Annotated in this window: 22 protein-coding genes; 12 read left to right on the forward strand and 10 right to left on the reverse strand. The window is 64.6% G+C overall.

Annotation, left to right across the window (positions count from 1 at the left end):
* Positions 1–224: 224 nt before the first annotated feature.
* From UNPF46_RS07520 to UNPF46_RS07530, 3 genes are all read left to right on the forward strand, one after another.
* The gene (locus tag UNPF46_RS07520) at positions 225–914 is read left to right on the forward strand and encodes a hypothetical protein (RefSeq protein ID WP_100180113.1); all 690 of its coding nucleotides are present in this window, start codon (positions 225–227) and stop codon (positions 912–914) included.
* A 98-nt stretch (positions 915–1012) separates the two neighbouring features.
* On the forward strand, positions 1013–1504 hold the full coding sequence (locus UNPF46_RS07525) for an Lrp/AsnC family transcriptional regulator (RefSeq protein ID WP_142249563.1): 492 nt from the start codon (positions 1013–1015) through the stop codon (positions 1502–1504).
* A gap of 269 nt (positions 1505–1773) precedes the next feature.
* Positions 1774–2070 carry a DUF3551 domain-containing protein gene (locus tag UNPF46_RS07530; RefSeq protein WP_142249564.1) on the forward strand — a complete coding sequence of 99 codons (297 nt, stop codon included), beginning with the start codon at positions 1774–1776 and terminating at the stop codon, positions 2068–2070.
* Between the two features lie 99 nt (positions 2071–2169).
* Here the strand turns inward: UNPF46_RS07530 and UNPF46_RS07535 are convergent, their stop codons facing one another.
* Positions 2170–3198, reverse strand: a complete 1029-nt coding sequence (locus tag UNPF46_RS07535; protein WP_142249565.1) for an AraC family transcriptional regulator — start codon at positions 3196–3198, stop codon at positions 2170–2172.
* Between the two features lie 123 nt (positions 3199–3321).
* On the opposite strand from UNPF46_RS07535, the gene UNPF46_RS07540 reads away from it, so the two are divergent.
* Genes UNPF46_RS07540 through UNPF46_RS07555 form a run of 4 tightly spaced genes read left to right on the forward strand, consistent with a single transcriptional unit; the run spans position 3322 to position 9035 of the window.
* Positions 3322–4494 carry an isovaleryl-CoA dehydrogenase gene (locus tag UNPF46_RS07540; protein ID WP_174719194.1) on the forward strand — a complete coding sequence of 391 codons (1173 nt, stop codon included), beginning with the start codon at positions 3322–3324 and terminating at the stop codon, positions 4492–4494.
* A 24-nt stretch (positions 4495–4518) separates the two neighbouring features.
* Complete coding sequence (locus UNPF46_RS07545) at positions 4519–6123, forward strand: carboxyl transferase domain-containing protein (RefSeq protein WP_100180117.1); 1605 nt, start codon at positions 4519–4521, stop codon at positions 6121–6123.
* Between the two features lie 4 nt (positions 6124–6127).
* Entirely contained in the window at positions 6128–8122 is a 1995-nt protein-coding gene (locus tag UNPF46_RS07550) for an acetyl/propionyl/methylcrotonyl-CoA carboxylase subunit alpha (RefSeq protein WP_181769832.1), read from the forward strand.
* Between the two features lies 1 nt (position 8123).
* On the forward strand, positions 8124–9035 hold the full coding sequence (locus UNPF46_RS07555) for a hydroxymethylglutaryl-CoA lyase (protein ID WP_142249567.1): 912 nt from the start codon (positions 8124–8126) through the stop codon (positions 9033–9035).
* Positions 9036–9111: 76 nt separating this feature from the next.
* Here the strand turns inward: UNPF46_RS07555 and UNPF46_RS07560 are convergent, their stop codons facing one another.
* The 4 genes from UNPF46_RS07560 to UNPF46_RS07575 form a co-directional block, all read right to left on the reverse strand.
* Positions 9112–10038 carry a dihydrodipicolinate synthase family protein gene (locus UNPF46_RS07560; protein ID WP_100180120.1) on the reverse strand — a complete coding sequence of 309 codons (927 nt, stop codon included), beginning with the start codon at positions 10036–10038 and terminating at the stop codon, positions 9112–9114.
* 73 nt (positions 10039–10111) lie between these two features.
* Positions 10112–11095 (reverse strand): TRAP transporter substrate-binding protein, encoded by a 984-nt coding sequence (locus UNPF46_RS07565; RefSeq protein WP_100180121.1) that lies wholly within the window; start codon positions 11093–11095, stop codon positions 10112–10114.
* Positions 11096–11118: 23 nt separating this feature from the next.
* Positions 11119–12384 carry a TRAP transporter large permease gene (locus UNPF46_RS07570; RefSeq protein WP_142249568.1) on the reverse strand — a complete coding sequence of 422 codons (1266 nt, stop codon included), beginning with the start codon at positions 12382–12384 and terminating at the stop codon, positions 11119–11121.
* Complete coding sequence (locus tag UNPF46_RS07575) at positions 12384–12992, reverse strand: TRAP transporter small permease (RefSeq protein ID WP_100181488.1); 609 nt, start codon at positions 12990–12992, stop codon at positions 12384–12386. Before UNPF46_RS07575 ends, UNPF46_RS07570 begins: the two co-directional genes overlap by 1 nt.
* 227 nt (positions 12993–13219) lie before the next feature.
* Here UNPF46_RS07575 and UNPF46_RS07580 point away from each other — a divergent pair, with 227 nt between their 5' ends.
* The gene (locus UNPF46_RS07580) at positions 13220–13912 is read left to right on the forward strand and encodes a GntR family transcriptional regulator (protein WP_142249569.1); all 693 of its coding nucleotides are present in this window, start codon (positions 13220–13222) and stop codon (positions 13910–13912) included.
* Positions 13913–14135: 223 nt separating this feature from the next.
* On the opposite strand, the gene UNPF46_RS07585 is transcribed toward UNPF46_RS07580, so the two are convergent.
* The 4 genes from UNPF46_RS07585 to UNPF46_RS07600 all read right to left on the reverse strand — a co-directional run bounded on the left by UNPF46_RS07585 (position 14136) and on the right by UNPF46_RS07600 (position 17762).
* Positions 14136–14576, reverse strand: a complete 441-nt coding sequence (locus UNPF46_RS07585; RefSeq protein ID WP_100180124.1) for a hypothetical protein — start codon at positions 14574–14576, stop codon at positions 14136–14138.
* A 257-nt stretch (positions 14577–14833) separates the two neighbouring features.
* The gene (locus UNPF46_RS07590; RefSeq protein ID WP_142249570.1) at positions 14834–16192 is read right to left on the reverse strand and encodes a TRAP transporter large permease; all 1359 of its coding nucleotides are present in this window, start codon (positions 16190–16192) and stop codon (positions 14834–14836) included.
* Entirely contained in the window at positions 16189–16743 is a 555-nt protein-coding gene (locus UNPF46_RS07595) for a TRAP transporter small permease (RefSeq protein ID WP_142249571.1), read from the reverse strand. The genes UNPF46_RS07590 and UNPF46_RS07595 overlap by 4 nt, the downstream gene beginning before the upstream one ends.
* The gene (locus UNPF46_RS07600) at positions 16740–17762 is read right to left on the reverse strand and encodes a TRAP transporter substrate-binding protein (RefSeq protein ID WP_100180127.1); all 1023 of its coding nucleotides are present in this window, start codon (positions 17760–17762) and stop codon (positions 16740–16742) included. Before UNPF46_RS07600 ends, UNPF46_RS07595 begins: the two co-directional genes overlap by 4 nt.
* A 330-nt stretch (positions 17763–18092) precedes the next feature.
* On the opposite strand from UNPF46_RS07600, the gene UNPF46_RS07605 reads away from it, so the two are divergent.
* Entirely contained in the window at positions 18093–18338 is a 246-nt protein-coding gene (locus UNPF46_RS07605) for a pentapeptide MXKDX repeat protein (protein ID WP_142249572.1), read from the forward strand.
* Positions 18339–18476: 138 nt separating this feature from the next.
* On the opposite strand, the gene UNPF46_RS07610 is transcribed toward UNPF46_RS07605, so the two are convergent.
* Positions 18477–18824, reverse strand: coding sequence for a DUF6481 family protein (locus UNPF46_RS07610; protein WP_024337786.1), 348 nt, complete (start codon positions 18822–18824; stop codon positions 18477–18479).
* Positions 18825–19085: 261 nt separating this feature from the next.
* Here UNPF46_RS07610 and UNPF46_RS07615 point away from each other — a divergent pair, with 261 nt between their 5' ends.
* The 3 genes from UNPF46_RS07615 to UNPF46_RS07625 all read left to right on the forward strand — a co-directional run bounded on the left by UNPF46_RS07615 (position 19086) and on the right by UNPF46_RS07625 (position 20591).
* Complete coding sequence (locus tag UNPF46_RS07615; RefSeq protein WP_142249573.1) at positions 19086–19322, forward strand: hypothetical protein; 237 nt, start codon at positions 19086–19088, stop codon at positions 19320–19322.
* A gap of 94 nt (positions 19323–19416) precedes the next feature.
* Positions 19417–19629 (forward strand): hypothetical protein, encoded by a 213-nt coding sequence (locus UNPF46_RS07620; protein ID WP_142249574.1) that lies wholly within the window; start codon positions 19417–19419, stop codon positions 19627–19629.
* Positions 19630–19817: 188 nt separating this feature from the next.
* Positions 19818–20591 carry a hypothetical protein gene (locus tag UNPF46_RS07625; RefSeq protein ID WP_142249575.1) on the forward strand — a complete coding sequence of 258 codons (774 nt, stop codon included), beginning with the start codon at positions 19818–19820 and terminating at the stop codon, positions 20589–20591.
* Positions 20592–20669 lie beyond the last annotated feature (78 nt).

Below are 20669 nucleotides of genomic sequence, written 5' to 3' on the forward strand. Positions count from 1 at the left end.
TGATTGAATCAGAACCGAAGCTCTAGATTCTTGTTTTGACGCGTTTTCTTCACGCGAACCGGTGTCCACTTCGCTCGAAAACGCTCAAGTGTCGCCGGCTATGTGAGAGGTGGCATCCTTACCGCCAGGCCAGTCACGTCGCCCAGGCCGCCTGACGCTATGCTAGACCCTCGGACAACCGGAAGTTATTCTCGCCGAGATACTTAAATCTCGGACGGCTATATATGAGACCCTTTTTTCTGATTTTGCTTTTGGCTTCGTCTCCCGTGCTCGCCGGTGTATCTCAGCCCAATCCGCCCACGCCCGAGGAGATCGCTGCGAACACCGCGCGCTTCAATCGGTGCCTGAGGTACGCGACCAAAACCTATAGCATCACGATCAGGGTGGTCACCGACGATAAAGGCATGATCGTCGGCGAGCCGGAAGTGGTCGCCCCGGTCGACAACGACGAGTTCCGGGAAGACGTGCGCGGGGCGATGAACCGGATTCGTGCGTGCGAACCCTATCGATATTATCCGGCGGAGAAGTTTGCGTACGGGAACAAGACACAACCCTTCATCTTCCATCCTGTCCCGAAATTAAGTGATGAGATGAAAGCTGCCATCGAAAAGCACTTTGACGATTGCATGCCTGTTCGCGAGAAAGGTCCCGACATAACCGTCCGGTTCGAATTCAGCATCAGTGGTTCATACGCACGTCCGCCGATGCTCGAAGACAGGAGGGACACAGTCGAGTATCTCCGATCGGCGGCCGAAATCATGGAAGCGGTGCTGAAGTGTCCGCCGCTCAACTTGCGAGGCGACGAGCACAACAATTGGCGGGTGATCTTGCGTCGTTTCGAGAGCGTGGAGGGCGACAAGGATGCCATCACCCCCAAGCCGGCCCGCGTTCGGAGGCCTTTCAATCGCTTTTGATCTCGCCGCAATCGGTCGGGCGGATGCCGACAGCCCTTGGCAGCCATTCCGCTCCATGCTTCGCTGCCGCGCATGACAGGACCATGGCGAGGTGGGGGATGGCCGGGCGTGACCAGCTCGACAGCGTCGATCTGAAGATCTTATCCGAGCTGCAGCAGGACGGACGGGTTCGCAACAACGAGCTGGCGCTGCGCGTCGGCGTGTCCGCGCCGAACTGCCTGCGGCGGCTGAAATCGCTGTTCAGCCGCGGCGTGATCCGGGCGGTGCGGGCGGTCATCGACGAGCGGCGGCTCGGCTATGAGGTCGTCTCGTTCGTTTCGATCCAGCTCGGCAGCCAGGCTCAACCGGTGCTGGAGGCGTTCGAGAGATCGATATCGGCGATCCCGCGCATCCAGCAATGCTGGCGGATTTCCGGCGACACCGACTATCTCCTGAGATGCGTGGCGCCGAGCGTGGAGAGCATGCGCCAGCAGCTTCTGCACTTCGCGGCGATGCCCGACGTGAAGAACGTGCGAAGCTTCCCGGTGCTGGGGGTCGCCAAGGATGTGCCGCTGCCGTTGCAAGACGTCGCAGCAGCGTCCGTGGGTTAGCGGGTCACGCCGCAAGCGGCGTGCATTTGAATCAATTGCCGAAGGAATTGGAGGCGAGCGTCGGCAGCGGCCGCGCTGCGCAGGCACGCCGCGTCGGCACTATAATGCTGATTAAATTACCTAACTGAGAAATGTGATTATCACATTCCTGCAATGCGCTGAGCCGTGATTGATGGCTCCATTGATTGGCTTACATGCGGGGTATGGGCCTCGGCGCGCATCGCACGTCCGGGGCTCTATGTGGGACTTCTCAAGCAGGAAAAGACAACATGACCTCGGTCTCGAAGACGTTCGCAGTTTCTGCCGCGACGCTGTTTGCGTCCGCGTTTCTGGTGCTGACTGCACCGACTGCGAAGGCGGAAGATTATTGCATCACCAACGGCGCGCAGGCCGCTCACGGCTGCGGCTATCCGACAATGGAAACCTGCCGCGCCGCTGCCGGCGGTATCGGCGGAATGTGTGCGCAGAGCGGCGGGAAGAGCGCGAGCGATTCTCTCGCCTATCAGCCGAAGCATTCGCAGCAGCGCGCCAAGCTTCGCCCGGGCGCGCAGACCAACTCGAATTGATCAGGGTTAGGTCTGGTGGTTTCGACCTTTACGGCCTTCGGGGGAATCCCGGAGGTCGTAAATGTTTGAGGGCCACGACGCTTCATGGCACTCGCTCCACTAGCGATACCGCCCTCGAAACTCGCGGGGGCTCGCGCCCGTCCAGCTGCGGAAGGCGCGGGAAAAACTCTTCTCGTTGCGGAAGCCGGTGATCTCGGCGATCCGCTTGATCGGCGTGCGGCCGCGCATCAGCTCCTGTTTTGCCAGTTCGAATTTTGCCTCTTCCTTGAGGTCGCGCAGCGAGGTGGCCTCCTCGCGCAGGCGCCGGTGCATGGTGCGCGTCGACAGCGCGAGCTCGCTTGCGACATCTTCGGCTCCGAGACTTCGCCCGCGCGCATTGCGCAGCACGCGGCGGACCCGCTCGACCAGCAACCGGTCGCGCCGATAGGGCAGCACGGTCAGCCTGAGCGCGCCCTTGAGCATGTTGTCGAGATCGATGGCGCTGCGCGTGAGCGGTAGCGAGAGATAGTGCTTGTCGAAGACGATGGCCGCGACGGCCGCATCGAAGCGGATGGTGCGGGAGAAGATGGTCGGATAGACCGAGACGTGGCCGGGCTCGGGGAATGGAAATTCGGCGGCGCGGAGGGCGATCCTGGAATCCACCGCCCAGCAGGAGAAGCCGAGCACGTAGCGGAGCAGGGTGACCAGGCAGAATTCGCGGAAAGCGCCGAGGTCGCGCAGCTCGCGAATGGTCACCGTCGCGGTCTCCTCGCCGACCTCGAGATCGAGCCGCACGTCCTCGGTGAGCAGGCGGTGGTGCCGGCACCAGCGCTTGAGTGCGACCTCCAGCGTCGGCGCGGTGATCGAGGCGCGGCACAGCATGCCGTAGGTGCCGAAGGGCAGGCGCCGCGAGAACCAGCCGAGCGCCTCGTCGTCGAGCTCGCGCATGGCGTGGCCCGCCAGCGCCTCGAACTGGGCGGCCGTGACCCGCCCGTCCGGAGAATTGACAAGGTCCGGCGCTATTTGGCCCCGCTGCAAGGCTTCAGCCGGGTCCAGTCCATAGCGCGCATAGGCGGCGACCACGCCGCGGACGAAAGCGGCAGGGGTCACGGCGCGGCGCGGGATCGCGGTTGCGACTTGAAAAGGCATTGCGAACCCCAGGGAATTCCTTCCGGAAAATCCTCGCCAAGTTTGGCGGAAAATGCAACCTTTTCGACCGCAAGAGGGCCCCGAGCCCGTTAGGTTCGGACCCCAAAATAGGGAGGAATCGCCTTGAACATCCCGAGCATCGATTTCGATCTGGGCGAAGACATCGGTATGCTGCGCGATACGCTCCGCGCCTTCGTGGAGGCGGAGATCACCCCCCGCGCCGCCGAGATCGAGAAGGCCAATCTGTTTCCGGCGGACCTCTGGAAGCGCTTCGGCGACCTCGGTCTGCTCGGCATGACCGCACCGGAGCAATATGGCGGCTCAAGCATGGGCTACCTCGCCCATATCGTCGCCATGGAGGAGATATCGCGCGGCTCGGCCGCCGTGGGCCTGTCTTACGGCGCCCATTCCAACCTCTGCGTCAACCAGATCCGCCGCAACGGCAATGACGCGCAGCGCCAGCGCTATCTGCCGAAGCTGATCTCAGGGGAATATGTCGGCGCGCTCGCGATGTCGGAGCCGGGCGCCGGCTCCGACGTGGTCTCGATGAAGCTGCGCGCCGACAAGCGCGGCGATCGCTACGTGCTCAACGGCTCGAAGATGTGGATCACCAATGGCGGCGACGCCGACGTGCTGGTGGTCTACGCCAAGACCGACCCCGAAGCCGGCCCGCGCGGCATGACCGCCTTCCTGGTCGAGAAGGGTTTCAAGGGCTTCACCCACGGCCAGCATCTCGACAAGCTCGGCATGCGCGGCTCCAACACCTATCCCTTGTTCTTCGACGAGTGCGAGGTGCCGGAGGAGAACGTGATGGGCAAGGTGGGCGAGGGCGTCAAGGTGCTGATGTCCGGCCTCGACTATGAGCGCGCGGTGCTCTCGGGCGGCCCGCTCGGGATCATGGCGGCGTGCATGGACGCAGTCGTGCCCTACATGCACGAGCGCAAGCAGTTCGGCCAGCCGATCGGCGATTTCCAGCTGATGCAGGGCAAGCTCGCCGACATGTATGCGACCTGGCAGGCCACGCGCGCCTATGTCTATGCCGTCGGGCGCGCCTGCGACCGCGCCGATCACGCGCGCACCCTGCGCAAGGATGCCGCGGCGGCGATCCTCTATTCCGCGGAGAAGGCGACGTGGATGGCCGGCGAGGCGATCCAGGCGCTCGGCGGTGTCGGCTACACATCCGAATTCCCGGTCGGTCGGCTCTGGCGCGATGCCAAGCTGTACGAGATCGGCGCCGGCACCTCCGAGGTCCGCCGTATGCTGATCGGCCGCGAACTGATGGCCGAGACGGCGTAAAACCTTCACCTCATTGGAATCATCATGCCGCTTCATTCCAGCATCGATCCGTCTTCATCAGATTTCGCGCGCAATTCCGAGGCCATGCGCGGCCTCGTCGCCGATCTGCGCGAAAAGCTCAGCCAGGTCGCAGGCGGCGGCGGCGAAGCCTCGCGCAACCGCCACACCTCGCGCGGCAAGATGCTGGCGCGCGAGCGCGTCGACCTCCTGGTCGATCCCGGCACCTCGTTCCTGGAGCTGTCGCCGCTGGCGGCCTACGGCCTCTATGGCGGCGACGTGCATTCGGCCAGCGTCGTCACCGGCGTGGGACGCATCGCGGGCCGCGAATGCGTCATCGTCGCCAACGATGCCACGATCAAGGGCGGCACTTACTATCCCATGACCGTGAAGAAGCATCTTCGCGCGCAGGACATCGCGCGGCAGAACAATCTTCCTTGCGTCTACATGGTCGATTCCGGCGGCGCCTTCCTGCCGCTGCAGGACGAGATCTTTCCGGACGAGCGGCACTTCGGCCGCATCTTCTACAACCAGGCGCAGATGTCCTCAGCTGGCATCCCGCAGATCGCGATCGTGATGGGCTCCTGCACCGCCGGCGGCGCCTATGTCCCGGCGATGTCGGACGAGAGCATCATCGTGCGTAACCAGGGCACCATCTTCCTCGGCGGCCCGCCGCTGGTGAAGGCCGCGACCGGCGAGGTCGTGAGCGCCGAGGAACTCGGCGGCGCCGACGTGCATTCGCGTCAGTCGGGCGTCACGGACCATTATGCGCAAAACGATGCCCATGCGATCGGCATTGCCCGGCGCATCGTCGGCACGCTGAAGCCGAAGGTCGCGCCGAACCTCAACATGCACCCACCGCGCGATCCGCTGTTCGCGGCGGAGGAGATCTACGGCGTGGTGCCGGTCGACGGTCGCAAGCCTTTCGACGTGCGCGACATCATCGCTCGCGTCGTCGACGGCTCCGAGTTCGACGAGTTCAAGAAGCTCTATGGCACGACGCTGGTGTGCGGCTTCGCCCACATCTGGGGCTATCCGGTCGGCATCATCGCCAACAACGGCATTCTGTTCAGTGAGAGCTCGCTGAAGGGCGCGCATTTCATCGAGCTGTGCTGCCAGCGCGGTATTCCCCTTGTCTTCCTGCAAAACATCACCGGCTTCATGGTGGGCAAGAAATACGAGGCCGGCGGCATCGCGCGCGACGGCGCCAAGCTGGTGACGGCCGTTGCGACCGCCTCGGTGCCCAAATTCACCGTCGTGATCGGCGGCTCCTATGGGGCCGGCAATTACGGCATGTGCGGCCGCGCCTACTCGCCGCGCTTCCTGTGGATGTGGCCGAATGCGCGCATCTCGGTGATGGGCGGCGAGCAGGCCTCGATGGTGCTGAGCCAGGTCCGCCGCGACAACATCGAGGCCAAGGGCGACAGCTGGTCGAAGGAAGAGGAAGACAAATTCCGCGAGCCCATCCGCGCGCAATATGAAAGCCAGGGGCATCCTTATTACGCGACCGCGCGCCTGTGGGACGACGGCGTGATCGACCCGGCCGACACGCGTCTCGTGCTTGGCCTCGGCCTCTCGGCGGCGTCGAATGCGCCGATCGAACCGACGAAATTCGGCCTGTTCAGGATGTGATGCGATGGACCGCTCAAAGCTCTACCGCCGTTTTCGCACGCTCCTGATCGCCAACCGCGGCGAGATCGCCTGCCGCGTCATCCGCACCGCGCGTGCCATGGGCCTGCGCACGGTTGCGGTCTATTCCGAGGCCGACCGCGACGCCATGCATGTCGCGCTCGCGGACGAGGCCGTGCTGCTCGGGCCGGCTCGTGCCCGCGACAGCTATCTCAATGTCGAGCGGCTGATCGAAGCTGCGAAGAAGACCGGCGCCGAGGCCGTCCATCCCGGCTACGGCTTCCTGTCGGAGAATGCCGAGTTCGCGCAGGCCTGTTACGACGCCGGCCTCGTCTTCGTCGGCCCGACTGCCGACATGATGAACGCAATGGGTTCGAAATCCGGCTCGAAGGCGCTGATGGAGAAGGCAGGGGTGCCGCTGGTGCCCGGCTATCACGGCGACGCGCAGGACGATGCGACGCTGGCGAAGGCGGCCGACAAGGTCGGCTTCCCGATCCTGGTGAAGGCGTCGGCCGGCGGCGGCGGCCGCGGCATGCGCATCGTGCGCTCAGCCGACGAGCTTGCGCCCGCCATCGTCAGCGCCAAGCGCGAGGCCAAGGCGGCGTTCGGCGACGACCGTATGCTGATTGAAAAATATGTCGACAATCCCCGCCATATCGAGGTGCAGATCATCGGCGACAGCCACGGCAATCTCTTGTCGCTGTTCGAGCGCGAATGCACGCTGCAGCGCCGGCACCAGAAGGTGATCGAGGAGGCGCCGTCGCCGACGCTCAATGCTGCCCAGCGCGAGACCGTCTGCGCCGCCGCGCGCAAGGCGGCCGGGGCGGTGAACTATGTTGGCGCTGGCACCATCGAGTTCGTGTCCGACGGCAAGGATGTGTTCTTCATCGAGATGAACACGCGCCTGCAGGTCGAGCATCCCGTGACCGAATTGATCACTGGGATCGACCTTGTCGAATGGCAGCTGCGCGTCGCCTTCGGCGAGGCCCTGCCGATGAAGCAGGATGAGATCAAGCTCAACGGCCACGCCGTCGAGGCGCGCGTCTACGCCGAGAATCCGACCAAGAACTTCATGCCGTCGGTCGGCAGGATCTCGACCTGGCGCCTGCCGGCGGAAACCGGCGGCCTGCGCATCGATGCGGGCTATCGCGAGGGCGACAGCGTCTCGCCCTATTACGACGCCATGCTCGCCAAGATGATCGCATGGGCGCCGACGCGGGATGTCGCGATCGAGCGGCTGAACCGCGGGCTGGAGGAGTCCGACGTCCGCGGCATCGTCACCAACATCCCGTTTCTGTCGGCGCTGATGACGCACCCGAAGGTGCGGAGCAACGCGATCGACACCGGCTTCATCGAGCGCGAGCTGGCGGTGCTGACGTCGGCCGCGCCGGCGCCCGGCGAGCTGGAGCTCTGCGCCGCCGTCGCCGCTGTGATCAACGAGGAACGGCGAGGTGAGGCGGGTTCGCCCTGGCAGACTTTCGGCTGGCAGCCTGTCGGCCGCCGCCGGCGCAGCTTCGCCTTTCGCGTCGGCCATGGGCCGGAGCAGAAGGTCACCCTGAACTATGGCAGCGGACCGTCGACGCTGGTGATCGGCGAGCGCGAGCTTGCGTTCACGATCGCGGCGAAGCCCGGCGGCTTCGATCTGACGCTCGACGGCGTCAAATCGTCGGTTGCGGCCGTGATCGACGGCCATGAGTTGTATTTGCGCACGCGCAATGGCCGCTTCGACCTGCATTGGGTGGATCCGTTCGGCGGCGAGACCGAGGAGCAGACCGGCGCGGACAAGATCGCCGCGCCCTTGCCGGGCACGGTCGTCGCCGTGCTGGCCGAGGAGGGTGCCAAGCTCGAAAAAGGCGCGCCGATCCTCACGCTCGAAGTCATGAAGATGGAGCAGACGCTGCGGGCGCCCTATGCCGGCGTGCTGAAGTCGATCAAATGCAAGGTCGGCGACATCGTGCAGGAAGGCGTCGAACTCGCCGTGGTCGAACCTTTGGGGGAGTGACATGAGCGCCGAGGTCCGCATCATCGAAATGGGGCCGCGCGATGGCCTCCAGAACGAGAAGACGCCCGTCAGCGTCGAGGCCCGCATTGCCTTCATCGAGGCGCTGGTCGGGGCCGGCCTCGATACGGTCGAGGTCGGTGCGTTCGTCTCGCCCAAGGCGATCCCTCAGATGGCGAGCTCGGATGCCGTGCTGCGCGGCGTCGCTCACGTCAAGGGCGCCGAGTTCCACGTGCTGGTGCCGAACGAGAAGGGCTATGACGCGGCCCGGGCTGCCGGCGCCAAGGTGGTCTCCGTTTTCGCTGCGGCCTCGGAAGGCTTTTCGCGGGCCAACATCAACTGCACGGTTGCGGAATCCATCGAGCGGTTCAAGCCGGTGCTGGCGCGGGCCAAGGCTGATGGCGTCAAGGTGCGCGGCTACATCTCCTGCGTGCTGGGTTGCCCGTTCGACGGCGAGATCAAGCCGAAGGCGGTTGCCGATCTCGCGCGCACGCTGTGGGATCTCGGCTGCTACGAGATCTCGCTCGGCGATACCATCGGCGTCGGTACGCCAAGCAAGGCGAAAGAAATGTTGCGCGCGGTCGCAGCGAACATCCCGCCCGCAAAACTCGCGATGCATTTTCACGACACCTACGGCCAGGCGCTTGCCAATCTCTATGCGGGGATGGAGGAGGGCGTTCGCGTCATCGATGCCGCCGCCGGCGGGCTTGGCGGCTGTCCCTACGCGCCGGGCGCGACCGGCAATGTCGCGACGGAGGACGTCGTCTACATGCTCGAGGGCATGGGCGTGAAGACGGGCGTGGATATGGAGAAGCTGCTCGCGGCCACCAACGCGATGAGCGCCGTGCTCGGCAAGCCGCCGGTCAGCCGCGTGGCGTCGGCGTTGAATGCGAAGAAGAAGCGGGCGGCTTCGTAAGCTTCCGAGGGTGGGTTACGCCTAGCGACTGCGCTTTGCGCAGCCGCTGGTCTAACCCACCCGACGAGATCTTCGCTCAGGCCGCCTTCAGGCCGACATCCGGCAGGCGCGGCCGGTTCTTGAGGGCCTTCGCCATCATGGCCTCGACCTCGGCCTTCTCCTGTGGCAGGAGCGCGAGGCGCGGCGGGCGGGTCAACGCGGTGCCGCGGCCCATGATGTGCTCGCACAGCTTGATGCACTGGACGAGGTCGGGGCGCGCGTCGAGATGCAAGAGCGGCATGAACCACTCGTAGAGCGGCATCGCCTCGGCGAAGCGTCCGGCCCTGGCGAGGCGGAACAGCGTCTCGCCCTCACGCGGGAAGGCGTTCGACATGCCGGAGACCCAGCCCACCGCGCCCATGGCGACGCTCTCGACGATGACGTCGTCGAGGCCCGCGAACAGCACGAAACGGTCGCCGACCATGTTGCGGGTGTCGATGAAACGGCGCGTATCGCCCGAGGAGTCCTTGAAGCAGACGACGGTTTCGACGTCGGCGAGCGAGGCGAGGATGTCGGGCGTGACGTCGTTCTTGTAGATCGGCGGATTGTTGTAGAGCATCACCGGCAAATCGGTCGCAGAGGCAACGGCGCGGAAATGCGCGGCGGTCTCGTGCGGCTTGGAGGAATAGACCAGGGCGGGCATCACCATCACGCCGTCGATGCCGACGCGCGCGGCTTCCTTGGCGGTTTCGACCGCAAACGCCGTGGTGAATTCGGCGATGCCGCACAGCACGGGCACACGGCCGGCCGCAACCGACTTCGCCGTCTCCATGATTGCGACCTTCTCCTTGCGCTCCAGCGAGGTGTTCTCACCGACCGAGCCGCAGACGATCAGGCCGGAGACGCCGTCGCGGATCAGCCCGTCCATCACCTTGGCGGTTGCATCGATGTCGAGCGAGAGGTCGTCGTGGAATTGGGTGGTGACGGCCGGGAAGACGCCTTCCCAGGAAACGCGGCGGGGCATGTTTTTTCTCCAGATGAAAAAGGCCGGCGGGGGGCTGGGGCCGCCGGCAGGTGTGAGGAGGTTGGCGGAAGGATCAGAGGGTCGCGCCGACCTTGCGCAGCTCGGCGAGAACGGGAGCCTTGGGCAGCCAGATCTTGTCGAACTCGGCGATGACGGCCTCGGTGTCGCCGGCCGGAACCTGACGGATCGGGATCGGCGCGTTCTTGAAGTTCTCGATCAGCGCGGGCTCGTTGCCGGCGAGCTCGTCGATCTGCGCGTCCAGTGTCGACTTCACCAGCTTGGCGATCAGCTCGCGGTCGGCGGGCGGCAACGACTGCCAGACCCGGCCGGAGACGACGGCTGCCATCGGCATGAAGACAGCGTTCATCTGCAGGATCACCTTCGACACCTTGTCGAAGCGCTGGTTCCAGGAGAATTCCAGATCCGCCTCGAGGCCGTCGACCTGGCCGTTGGCCATGGCGTCGAACACCTGCGGTGTCGGAATGGGCGTCGGGGCAGCACCCAGCGAGGAATAGAAATCGCGGTAGACCGGCGTCGGGTTGATGCGCAGCTTCATGCCCTTGATGTCGGCGAGCGAATTCAGGTCCTTGGACGAGAACACCGCGCGCATGCCGGTGATGCCCCAACCGAGGCCGATCGTGCCGGTCTCCTGCGGCAACACGTCGAACAGCTTCACGGCAGCCGGATGCCGCACGAACTTCGCCACCGCCGGCGTCGAGCGGACGATGTAGGGCGCGTTGATCGCCGCGATATGCGGCACGCGCGAGCCGAGCTCGGCGGCCTGGATGAACCCCATATCGAGCGCGCCGGACTGCAATTGCTGCATCATCGCTGTCTCGTTGCCGAGCTGGCCGGAGTGGAACACGGTCAATGTCAGGCGACCGTTGGAGGCGGCCTTGAGATCGTCGCCGAATTTGAGCGCGGCCTTGTTCCAGGAATGACCGTTCGGCGTGATCAGGCCGAGGCGGAACTCCTTGGCCTGGGCCAGCGCCAGGGACGGTGCGAACACGGATGCGGCGGCACTGGCGGCGAGAAAGCGGCGACGTGAAAGCGGCATGGTCGGGCTCCTTTCGGATGGGCCTATTTGACGAGGATCAGCGAGAGCGAGGGGTAGAGCGAGAGCAGCACCAGCAGGACGCAGGAGATGACGAAGAACGGCAGCGTCACCATGAACATCTTGCCCGGCTTGGCGCCGGTGACGGCGGCCGCGACGAAGAAGCAGAGCCCGACCGGCGGCGACAACAGGCCGAGCACGAGGTTGATCACCACGACGACGCCGAACTGGCGGGGATCGATGTGATAGACCTCGGTGGCAACAGGCAGCAGGATCGGCACCGTCATGATCAGGCCGGGAATGCCGTCGATGACCGTGCCGATCACCAGCAGGATGACGTTGCAGATCAGCATGAAGCTGACGGGATCCTTGGCGGCGGTCTGGATCCAGGCGGCGGTCTCCTGCGGCACCTTGCCGAAGATCAGGACCCAGGAGAACACGGCGGCAGCCGCGACCAGGAACAGCACGATCGCCGAATAGATCGCGCTGCGCAGCATCATCTGCGGGAGCTGCGAGAATTCGAACTCCTTGGTCCAGAATTTTCCGACCAGGGCCGCGGCGACGGCGCCGACTGCGGCGGACTCCGTCGCGTTGGCAAGGCCGCCGAGGATGGTGCCGACAATGACGATCGGGATCAGCAGCGTCGGCGACGTCCGCAGGATCGTCATGACACGCTGGCGCGGCGTCTGATAGTCGGCACGGGGATAGTTGTAGATGTAGCCCATCAGCGCGATGACGAGGCAGAACATCACGGTCAGGATGACGCCCGGCACGATGCCGGCGATCAGCATGTCGCTGACCGAGACCTGCGCCAGCACGCTGTAGACCACGAACATCACCGAAGGCGGGATGATCGGGCCGAGCATGCCGCCATAGGCGGTGAGGCCGGCGGCGAAGGTCTTGTCGTAGCCCTTCTTCTCCATCTCCGGCACCATGATCTGGGCCATGATCGCGACCTGCGCGGTCGCCGATCCAAGGATCGAGGAGATGAACATGTTGGCGAGGATGTTGACGTAGGCGAGCCCGCCCTTGAGCGAGCCGACGAACGCCATCGCCATGTCGACGATACGCCGCGTGATACCGCCGCCGTTCATGATCTCGCCGATCAGGATGAACAGCGGGATGGCGATCAAGCCGTAGCTGTCGACGCCGCCGAACAGCTGGAGCGGATAGGACTGGAACAGCACCGGATTGCCGGAGGCCGCGATATAGACGAGGCCGGCGAGGCAGAGGCAGAGGCCGATCGGCACGCCGACCAGCATGAAGGCCATGAAGGCTGCGGACGTGATCATCAGTTGACCCCATCGAGCTCGGAGAGCTGAAAGCCGGTCAGCTTCGTGCGCGGCACCAGGTCGAGATCTTCCAGGAGATTGGCGAGGCCGTGAATGGTCATCGACACCGCGAAGATCGGCAGCGTCAGATACATCACCCAGGTCGGCCAGTTCAGCGTCTGGGTACGCTCGGTGTAGAGGAAGTTGAACGTCTCGGCCGCGAGTTTGCGCCCGTCGAAGCCGGCGCGTGCGAGGCCGATCGGATCCATCCAGAGCGCACAGGTGACGATCAGGGCAACGCCGAACACGACGACGAGGCCGGTCGAGATCACTTTTGCGAGCTTCTGGCGCTGCGGCGAAAGGCGTTCCGTCAGCATCGTGACCGCGAAGTCGAGCCGCAGTCGCGTCATCGCGGACGCCCCGATGAAGGTCAGCCAGACCACGCAATAAACAGCGGATTCGTCGATCCAGTAGATCGGGAAATGCGAGTAGCGAGTGACGACGTTCACCAGGATCAGCCCGGTGAGCAGATACATCAGGCCCATCAGCGCGAGGCGCTCGAGAGCGAGCAGGGCGCTCGACGTCCGGACGATCGTCCGCCGGAGGCTGAGCGCGCGTGTGGCCGGCATCGTCTGCTCGATCATGAAGGCCCCAACCCCCGAAAGATTTGTCGTGCGATTGTCAAATGTATAATTTATACATTTTGGGAGTCAAACGGAGATTGCGGTCAAATCGGCGGCAGGGCGCGCCTTTGCTGGGCACCGGCTTTGCGGAGCACGGCTTTTGCCGGGCAGCTCAACATGCAAGACAGGGACCGCTTCGCACCGACGAGTCGGGAAGGACAACAGAAGGTCAGATGAAACAGCCTCTGAAGCATCGCACCCTGTCGGCCGCGATCGTCGACCAGCTCCGCCAGGCGATCCTCGACGGCACCTATCCGGCCGGATCGCAGCTGCGCCAGGATGCGCTTGGCGACACCTATGGCGTCAGCCGCATCCCGGTGCGCGAGGCCCTGTTCCAGCTCGAGGCCGAAGGCCTGGTACGCATCGTCCCGCAGAAGGGCGCCATCGTCTCCGAGCTGTCGCTGGACGAGATCAACGACGTGTTCGACCTGCGGCGCATCCTGGAGCCGCGCTTGCTGGCGCAGTCGGCGCCGCGCTTCACCGCGGAGGATTTCGACGGGCTCGATAGCATCCACAAGAGCTTCGAGAAGGCGATCAAGGCACGCAATGTCAGCGACTGGGGCCAGCTCAACGCCGACTTCCACATGGCACTCTACGTCCACGCGCCGCAGCCGCGCACCCGGGCGATCGTGCTGTCACTGCTCCAGACCAGCGACCGCTACACACGCCTGCAGCTCTCCAACACCAAGGCGATGGGAATTGCGGAGAAGGAGCACGCCCATCTGATCGCGCTCTGCCGCGCGGAGAAGGTCGAGGAAGCCTGCCGGTTTCTGGAACGGCACATCGAGGCCGTGCGCAAGGACCTGTTGCAGGTGGTGGCCGGCAGCGTGGCCCCGCCGAAGGGACGGCGGAAGAGCGAGCCGTAGTCACTGCTCTCGTAGGTCGGCAGGGCTGCTCCCGGCGGACGGCCTGTGATGCCAGTCTATACCGTTAGCCCGGCGACGAACCACCAAAAGGGGTACAGGGTGGGCAAAGGCGCGTAGGCGCCGTGCCCACCATGTTTCCGCACTCATCGGCAGACGGTGGGCACGCTCTCGCTTTGCCCACTCTGCGAGATCTGCACTGGAGCTGGCTTCAGCGCGCCGGCCGTCAGGGGCCGATCGTGAAGATCGCATTGCCGCGCGAAGAGCCGTTGCCCGTGGTGCTGATCCTGAGGATCGGTACGTGGTCGGTGGTCGCGGTGTCGGTCGTGTAGCTGTGGCCGTTGTCCGTATTGTCTTCGGAGATACTACTGCCGATCGAAACGGGCGGCGGGCTGAACTGCATCGTCATGTTGACGTGGAGGGCGGGATCTACGCCGACGCAATAGAAATGCAGATAGGCGTTGATCGGGATGTGCGTGCCCTGGAAATTATAGACCGCCGTCGGGTTGATGTCGGAGGAGCCGGTCTGCTTGAAGGTCGGGGATTTGGAGTTGCCCGCGACGGTCGCGGGCCACTCTCCGTCACCGAGGTTTGTGCTGCCGATCCGGTCGAGATACAGCGTGTAAGTGCTGTTGTTGACGATCTGAAAAGTCTGGACGAATGACATGAGTATTCCTCAGGGGCTCAAAAACAGGGCATGTCGCCTACACGTTTTGCGTGTGTATGCAACCATAAATAGCAAGTGAGGTGATGTCAACGCGATACAATTATGGATTGTATCTTTGGTTGTAACCGAAGAACCTGGATTGCTTCGTCGTTGGTTAGCAATGACGGGCGGGACGGCTCTCGCCGGGCTGTTCCGGGACCGCGGCGCTCAATAAGTGGGCGATGTGGGACCAAACGTGTCCCAGACCCAGATTGCCGCTACCTGCTCCCGTCCGGCCCCATCACCAGATCCGGCAGCCCGGTCGAGATCCCAGGCACCAGGCACAGCAGCAGCACCGCGAACATCATCAGCAGCACGAAGGGCAGGGTGCCCCAGATCACCTCGCGCAAGGGAACGTCGGGGGCGACGTTGCGGATGACGAAGATGTTGAGGCCGACCGGCGGGTGGATCAGCCCCATCTCCATCACGATGGTCATCACCACGCCGAACCAGATGATGTCGAAATTGGCGGCGCGGAGCGGTGGCAGGATGATCGGCGCCGTCATCAGGATGATCGAGACCGGCGGCAGGAAGAAGCCGAGCACGACGACCATGACCAGAATCGCGAACAGCAGTTCCCAGCGCGGCAGGTGCATGGCGACGATGGATTCGGCGACCGACTGCGAGATGTGCAGATAGCTCATCACGTAGGAGTAGAGCAGCGACATGCCGATGATCATCATCAGCATGGTCGATTCCCGGATCGTCGATTTCATGATGGGCGCAAGGTCGCTCGGCCGCCACACGCTGTAGATCGCCGCGATCAGCGCCAGCGCGAGGAGGCCGCCGAGGCCAGCGGTCTCCGACGGCGTGGCGTAGCCGCCGTAGAGCGCGATCATGACGCCGGTCAGCAGCAGCACGAAGGGGATCACGCGGGGCAGCACGCTGAAGCGTTCGGCCAGCGTGTACTCGTCGCGAGCGAGGATCGCGGCCTCAGGGCCGCCTTTCTTGTAGATCGCTTCAGCTGCCGCATATTCCCGGCGGAAGCGGAAGACGGCGTAGAAGCCGAACAACGAGACGAGCAGGAGACCCGGCCCGATGCCGGCGAGGAACAGCCGGCCGAGCGACTTTTCGGCTGCGACCGCGAACAGGATCATGGTGATGGACGGCGGCAGCAGGATGCCGAGCGTGCCGCCGGCGGCGATGATCCCGGCGGCGAAGCCGCCGGAATAGCCGCGCTTGCGCATCTCGGGGATGCCGGCCGAGCCGATCGCCGAGCAGGTTGCGGGCGAGGAGCCCGCCATGGCCGCAAACAGCGCGCAGGCGAACACGTTGGCAACGCCGAGGCCGCCGGGCACGCGATGCAGCCAGGCATGCAGGGCCGAATAGAGATCCTGGCCGGCGCGCGACTTGCCGATCGCCGCGCCCTTCAGGATGAAGAGCGGGATCGACAACAGCGTGATCGAGGCCATCTCCTCGTAGACGTTCTGCGTCACCGTATCGAGGGACGCGGTGGGCATGTAGATGCCCATGAACACGACCGCGACCGCGCCGAGCGCGAACGCGATCGGCATGCCCGAAAACATCACGAGCAGCGTCGCAACACCGTAGGCAACGCCGATACCGAACACGCTCATGAACGCTTGGCTCCGGTGAGGGGCAGCGCAAGCTGCACGAGGATCTGGATGCAGAGCAGGCTCATCCCGAGCGCCATCAGCGAATAGGGGATGGCGAGCGGCGGCGACCACATCGAGTTCGAGACCTGGCCGTCGACATAGGCTTCATGCGCCAGTGTCCAGGACTTCCAGGTGAAGAAGGCGCAGAACAGGAAGGTGGCAGCGTCGACCAGCCAGAGCCGGATCTTGTTGGCGAGCGGCGAGAGCAGGCCGACGAAGGCCTCGATGCCGATATGGCCGCGGTTCTGCTGCACATAGGCGGCCGTCATGAAGGTGGCGCCGACCAGAAGGAAAACGGCGGCCTCGTCCTGCCAGTAATTGGCGGCCTTGAACAGCGCACGGCTGAGCACGCTGTAGCTCAGGATGGAGCAGGCCGCGACCAGCGCGATTGCGGCGAACACGACGATGATGCTGTTGAGGACGGCAAGACCGCGATCGATCGCTGCCGCAGGGCCAATGCCCGCGGCAGCGGTTGCGTGGTCGTCACGATCCGGAAGCGGACCGTGGCTCATGCCGCGACGTCGGTGGCGAGCTTGAGCAGGTTTGCGGCGGTCGCGGTCTTGGCGCTGTAATCCTTCCACGCGGTGTCGCGCGCGATGTCGCGCCATTTGCCGACGGTGGCGGCATCGAGCGCCGAGACCTTGGCGCCGGCCTTCTCGTAGACCTTGGCGACCTCGACGTCGTCGTCCTGCGCACCCTTGCGGCCGAAGGCCTCGAGCTCGGTGCCGACTGCAAGCAGGATGTCCTGATGGTTCTTCGGCAGCTTGTCGAAAATCGCCTTCGACATCATCAGCGGCTCGAGCATGAACCAGTAGGAGGCGCCTGCGCCTGACGTCAGCGACTTCGCGACCTCTTCGAGACGGAACGAAATCAGGCTTGTCGAGGAGGTGATGCCGGCATCGCAGGCCCCGGTCTGCATCGCCGCGTAGATTTCGTTCGACGGCACCGACAGCACCGAGGCGCCGGCGGTCTGCAGCACCATGTCCATCTCGCGGGAGCCGCCGCGCACCTTCAGGCCCTTGGCGTCTTCCGGCGCCACGATCGGCTTGGAGCGGCTGGCGACGCCGCCGGCCTGCCACACCCAGGTGAGCAGGATTATGCCCTTGTCGGCGAGGAAGTCGGTCAGCGCCTTGCCGACCGGTTCCTTCTTCCAGCGCAGGCCCTGGTCGTAGGTGGTCACGAGGCCGGGCATCAGGCCGATATTGGTCTCGGGCAGCTCGCCGCCGGCGTAGGGCATCGGATAGAGCGAGATGTCGAGCGCGCCCTTGCGCATCGCGGAGAACTGCGCGTTGGTCTTGATCAGCGAGGAGTTCGGATAGATCTCCGCGGCGATGTCGCCATTGCTGCGCTTGGCAATCTCAGCGGCGAACATGCGGCAGAGCCGGTCGCGGAAATCACCCTTGTCGATGGTGCCGCCCGGGAATTGATGCGAGATCTTCAACGTGGTGGCGGCCTGCGCGGTGCCGGTGCCCAAGCGGAGGATGGCGGGTGCGGCGACGGCGGTCGCAATCAGATGGCGGCGCGTGAGCATGATGTAATCCCCTTGGACGGTTCTTCGAACGGTTCTTGTTTGGCGTGATTGGCGGGTCGTGTGACCAGTGCGTAGGCCCATCCTAGCCGGTCTTTCACCCGGTATTCTCTCATCTGATAGTTCGAGACCGAATGCCGCGGCAAGTGCCGGACGTGCTGCGCTGCACACACATCCGATTGCCACTGCCGGTCCTGGGCTCCTTCGGGCGACGGATCGCAACGCGCTCGCTAAAATTTGTCGGCGGCGGCGTAACAAGGCGGTCCGTCCATTCGTCGAGTTTGGATAGCGGCGTCCGTCGCTGACAAACACATCTCGAAGGGAAGTTGATCCATGACCATTCGCACCCGCATCGTGCTCGGCGTTTCGGCTGCCGCTCTCGCGCTTGGCCTTGCGCTGTCGCCGGCCGCTTTTGCCCAGGACAAGATGGGCAAGGACGACGGCATGATGAAAAAGGACACGATGTCCAAGGACGGCATGATGAAGAAGGACACCATGTCCAAGGACGACGGCATGAAGAAGGACAACATGTCGAAGGACGGCATGAAGAAAGACGACGGGATGATGAAGAAGAACTGATCCTCGCCCGTTCGCGATCCAGGCGTTTGGCAACAGGCAAACGCACGCGCGAATGTTTGGGGCGGTCGCTCCGACCGCCCCAAAATATGTCTTGGTTCAATTTCAATTGAACGTGACCTGCGAAGGTCACTCGTCAAGTTACTTGCGCTTGGCCTTGCGGGCTGCGTAACGCGCGTCGCGCTTGGCCTTCTGCTCGGCTTCCAACGCAGCACGCTGAGCTTCGGCTTCCTCAGCCTCGCGCGCGATCCGTGCGGCCTCGGCGGCCTTGGCCTCTTCCTCGCGGCGCTTCTGTTCGGCCTTCTCCGCCTCACGCGCAGCCTTCGCCTCGGCGCGCTTGGCCGCGAGAGCCTCGCGCTCGGCGCGCTTCGCCGCCACCGCGGGATCATCAGGACCCGGCTGCGACTTGAATTTGTTCAAAAGATTCTTGCGCGCCTCTTGCGCCGCTTTTTGCCGGTCTGCGAAACCTGGTTCCCTGAATCCACTCATCGACGAGCCTTGTCTTCCTCGCTTTCGATCCTACATGACTGCCTGTTGGTACGTCGGCTGGGCATAGCAGGCGCCACGCGACGCAGTAGCGTGTACATCGCTGCGCGTCGCGAAGCCACCCATAATCGCAGCCGATCAGGTCAACGAAAATCGCCACCCCCGACGATCTCTTCGTAGCCCGGAAAAACTGCCGAATTGTGATGTCCCTCATAAGGGACCACGAGGGCGGCGCCTAGCGTCCCCGCGACACGGAGCTCGGGCATGACGATCTCAAGATTGAGCCTCAAGGCGCTCGTAATTGCCGTCGCCGTGGTGACGGTGGCCGGTGCCATGCTGCTCCTCGCGCGTCCCCAGCCCATCGAAAGTGCCGTCCTGGGGGCCGACTGGGAGTGCACCCAGACCGCATTCGTGCTCACAACCTGTGCGCCGCGGGCCCAGCAGGCGATTCCGGCGGTCGAAACCTCGCGCAAGGACACGCTCCGGGCGACCCGAGGCTGAGTCTGGGAAATCGGACCGAAGCGGCCGGTCGGGATGTGACGGGACGTCGCAGAGGTGATAAGCCGGCGCCCCGCGCGATCAGGTAGCCATGTCGATGTCCCAACCCCAACCGGGCGAGAAGCCGAAATCCAGGCCGAGGCCGCCATCCGGTGACAACCGCCGCGGCGCGGTTGCCGGCCTGATCATCGCGATTGTCATCCTCGGTGTCGGTTGGTGGCTGGCCCGGGACCTTACCGCGGCCAGCAAGATGCAGGATTGCCTGATGTCCGGGCGGAGCAACTGCAACGTGATCGAGCCAGCCCGCTAGAAGCCGTTCCAGCGTGGCCGCTCGGGCCGAAAAATTGCCGCGATCTTAATCATTTGTAACGGGACTTCGCTGACCAAAGCAGGTCAGCTATGTCAGCCGGCATCAAGCCCGGCGCGGGGCGAATCGTCTAACGCGCAGGCACCACGGCAATCGCGCGAGCGATCGAAAGAGTAGGGGGTCAAGCACGCATGAGTGCGTCCAACCGCATGAAGATCATCATTCCCTTGGTTTCGGCCATGTCGCTGCTCGCGCTGTCAGCGGAGGCCCAGGAGGCGAGACCCCCGAGGGATGCCGGTCAGCCTCCTGCCGGCCCCGCCGCCGGGGCGCCGCCTCCGAACAATCAGAACGTGCGCAAGGGCCCGCCGCCGCAGCAGGCGGCCCGACCCGCGCCGCAGCCCGGTGTCCAGCCCCATGCGGGACCGGGTCCGCGTCCTGCCGGCGGTCCGCCGCCGGGACGCTATGTCGCCCATGGTCCCGCTCCGACGCGCGACTGGGGCGGACACGCCTATCGTGGCAATCGCTCCTGGGATGGCGGGCGCTGGCGCCACGAAGTGCACAACGGCCGCTCCGGCTGGTGGTGGGACGTTGGCGGCGTCTGGTATTATTATCCGCAGCGAATGGCTGGCCCGCCCGCCTACATTTCTGAGGAGTACTACGACGACGTGCCGGTGGCCTATGCTCCGCCGCCGCCCGTCGCCTATGCGCCGCCACCTCCGCCTCCGCCGCCGGCCGATCCCGGCGTGAGCGCACTCGGCGGCGCTATTGTCGGCGGCGTGCTCGGCGGGCTGATCTCGGGCAATGCAACCGGGGCAGCCGCCGGCGCGGTTCTCGGCGGCGCAACCGGAGCCATCGCGGGCGCCACAGCCGCATCCCAGCCCGGTTACTATTGGGCGCAGGGCAATTGCTACTACCGCTACCCGGACGGGCAGTACGTGGCGGCTGATCCGCGGGCGTGCCGCTAGAGCGTTTTCGAGCGAAGTGGACACCGGTTCGCGTGAAGAAAACGCGTCAAAACAAGAATCTAGAGCTTCGGTTCTGAT

The organism is Bradyrhizobium sp. UNPF46, assembly GCF_006658625.1.
GTDB lineage: Bacteria > Pseudomonadota > Alphaproteobacteria > Rhizobiales > Xanthobacteraceae > Bradyrhizobium > Bradyrhizobium nitroreducens.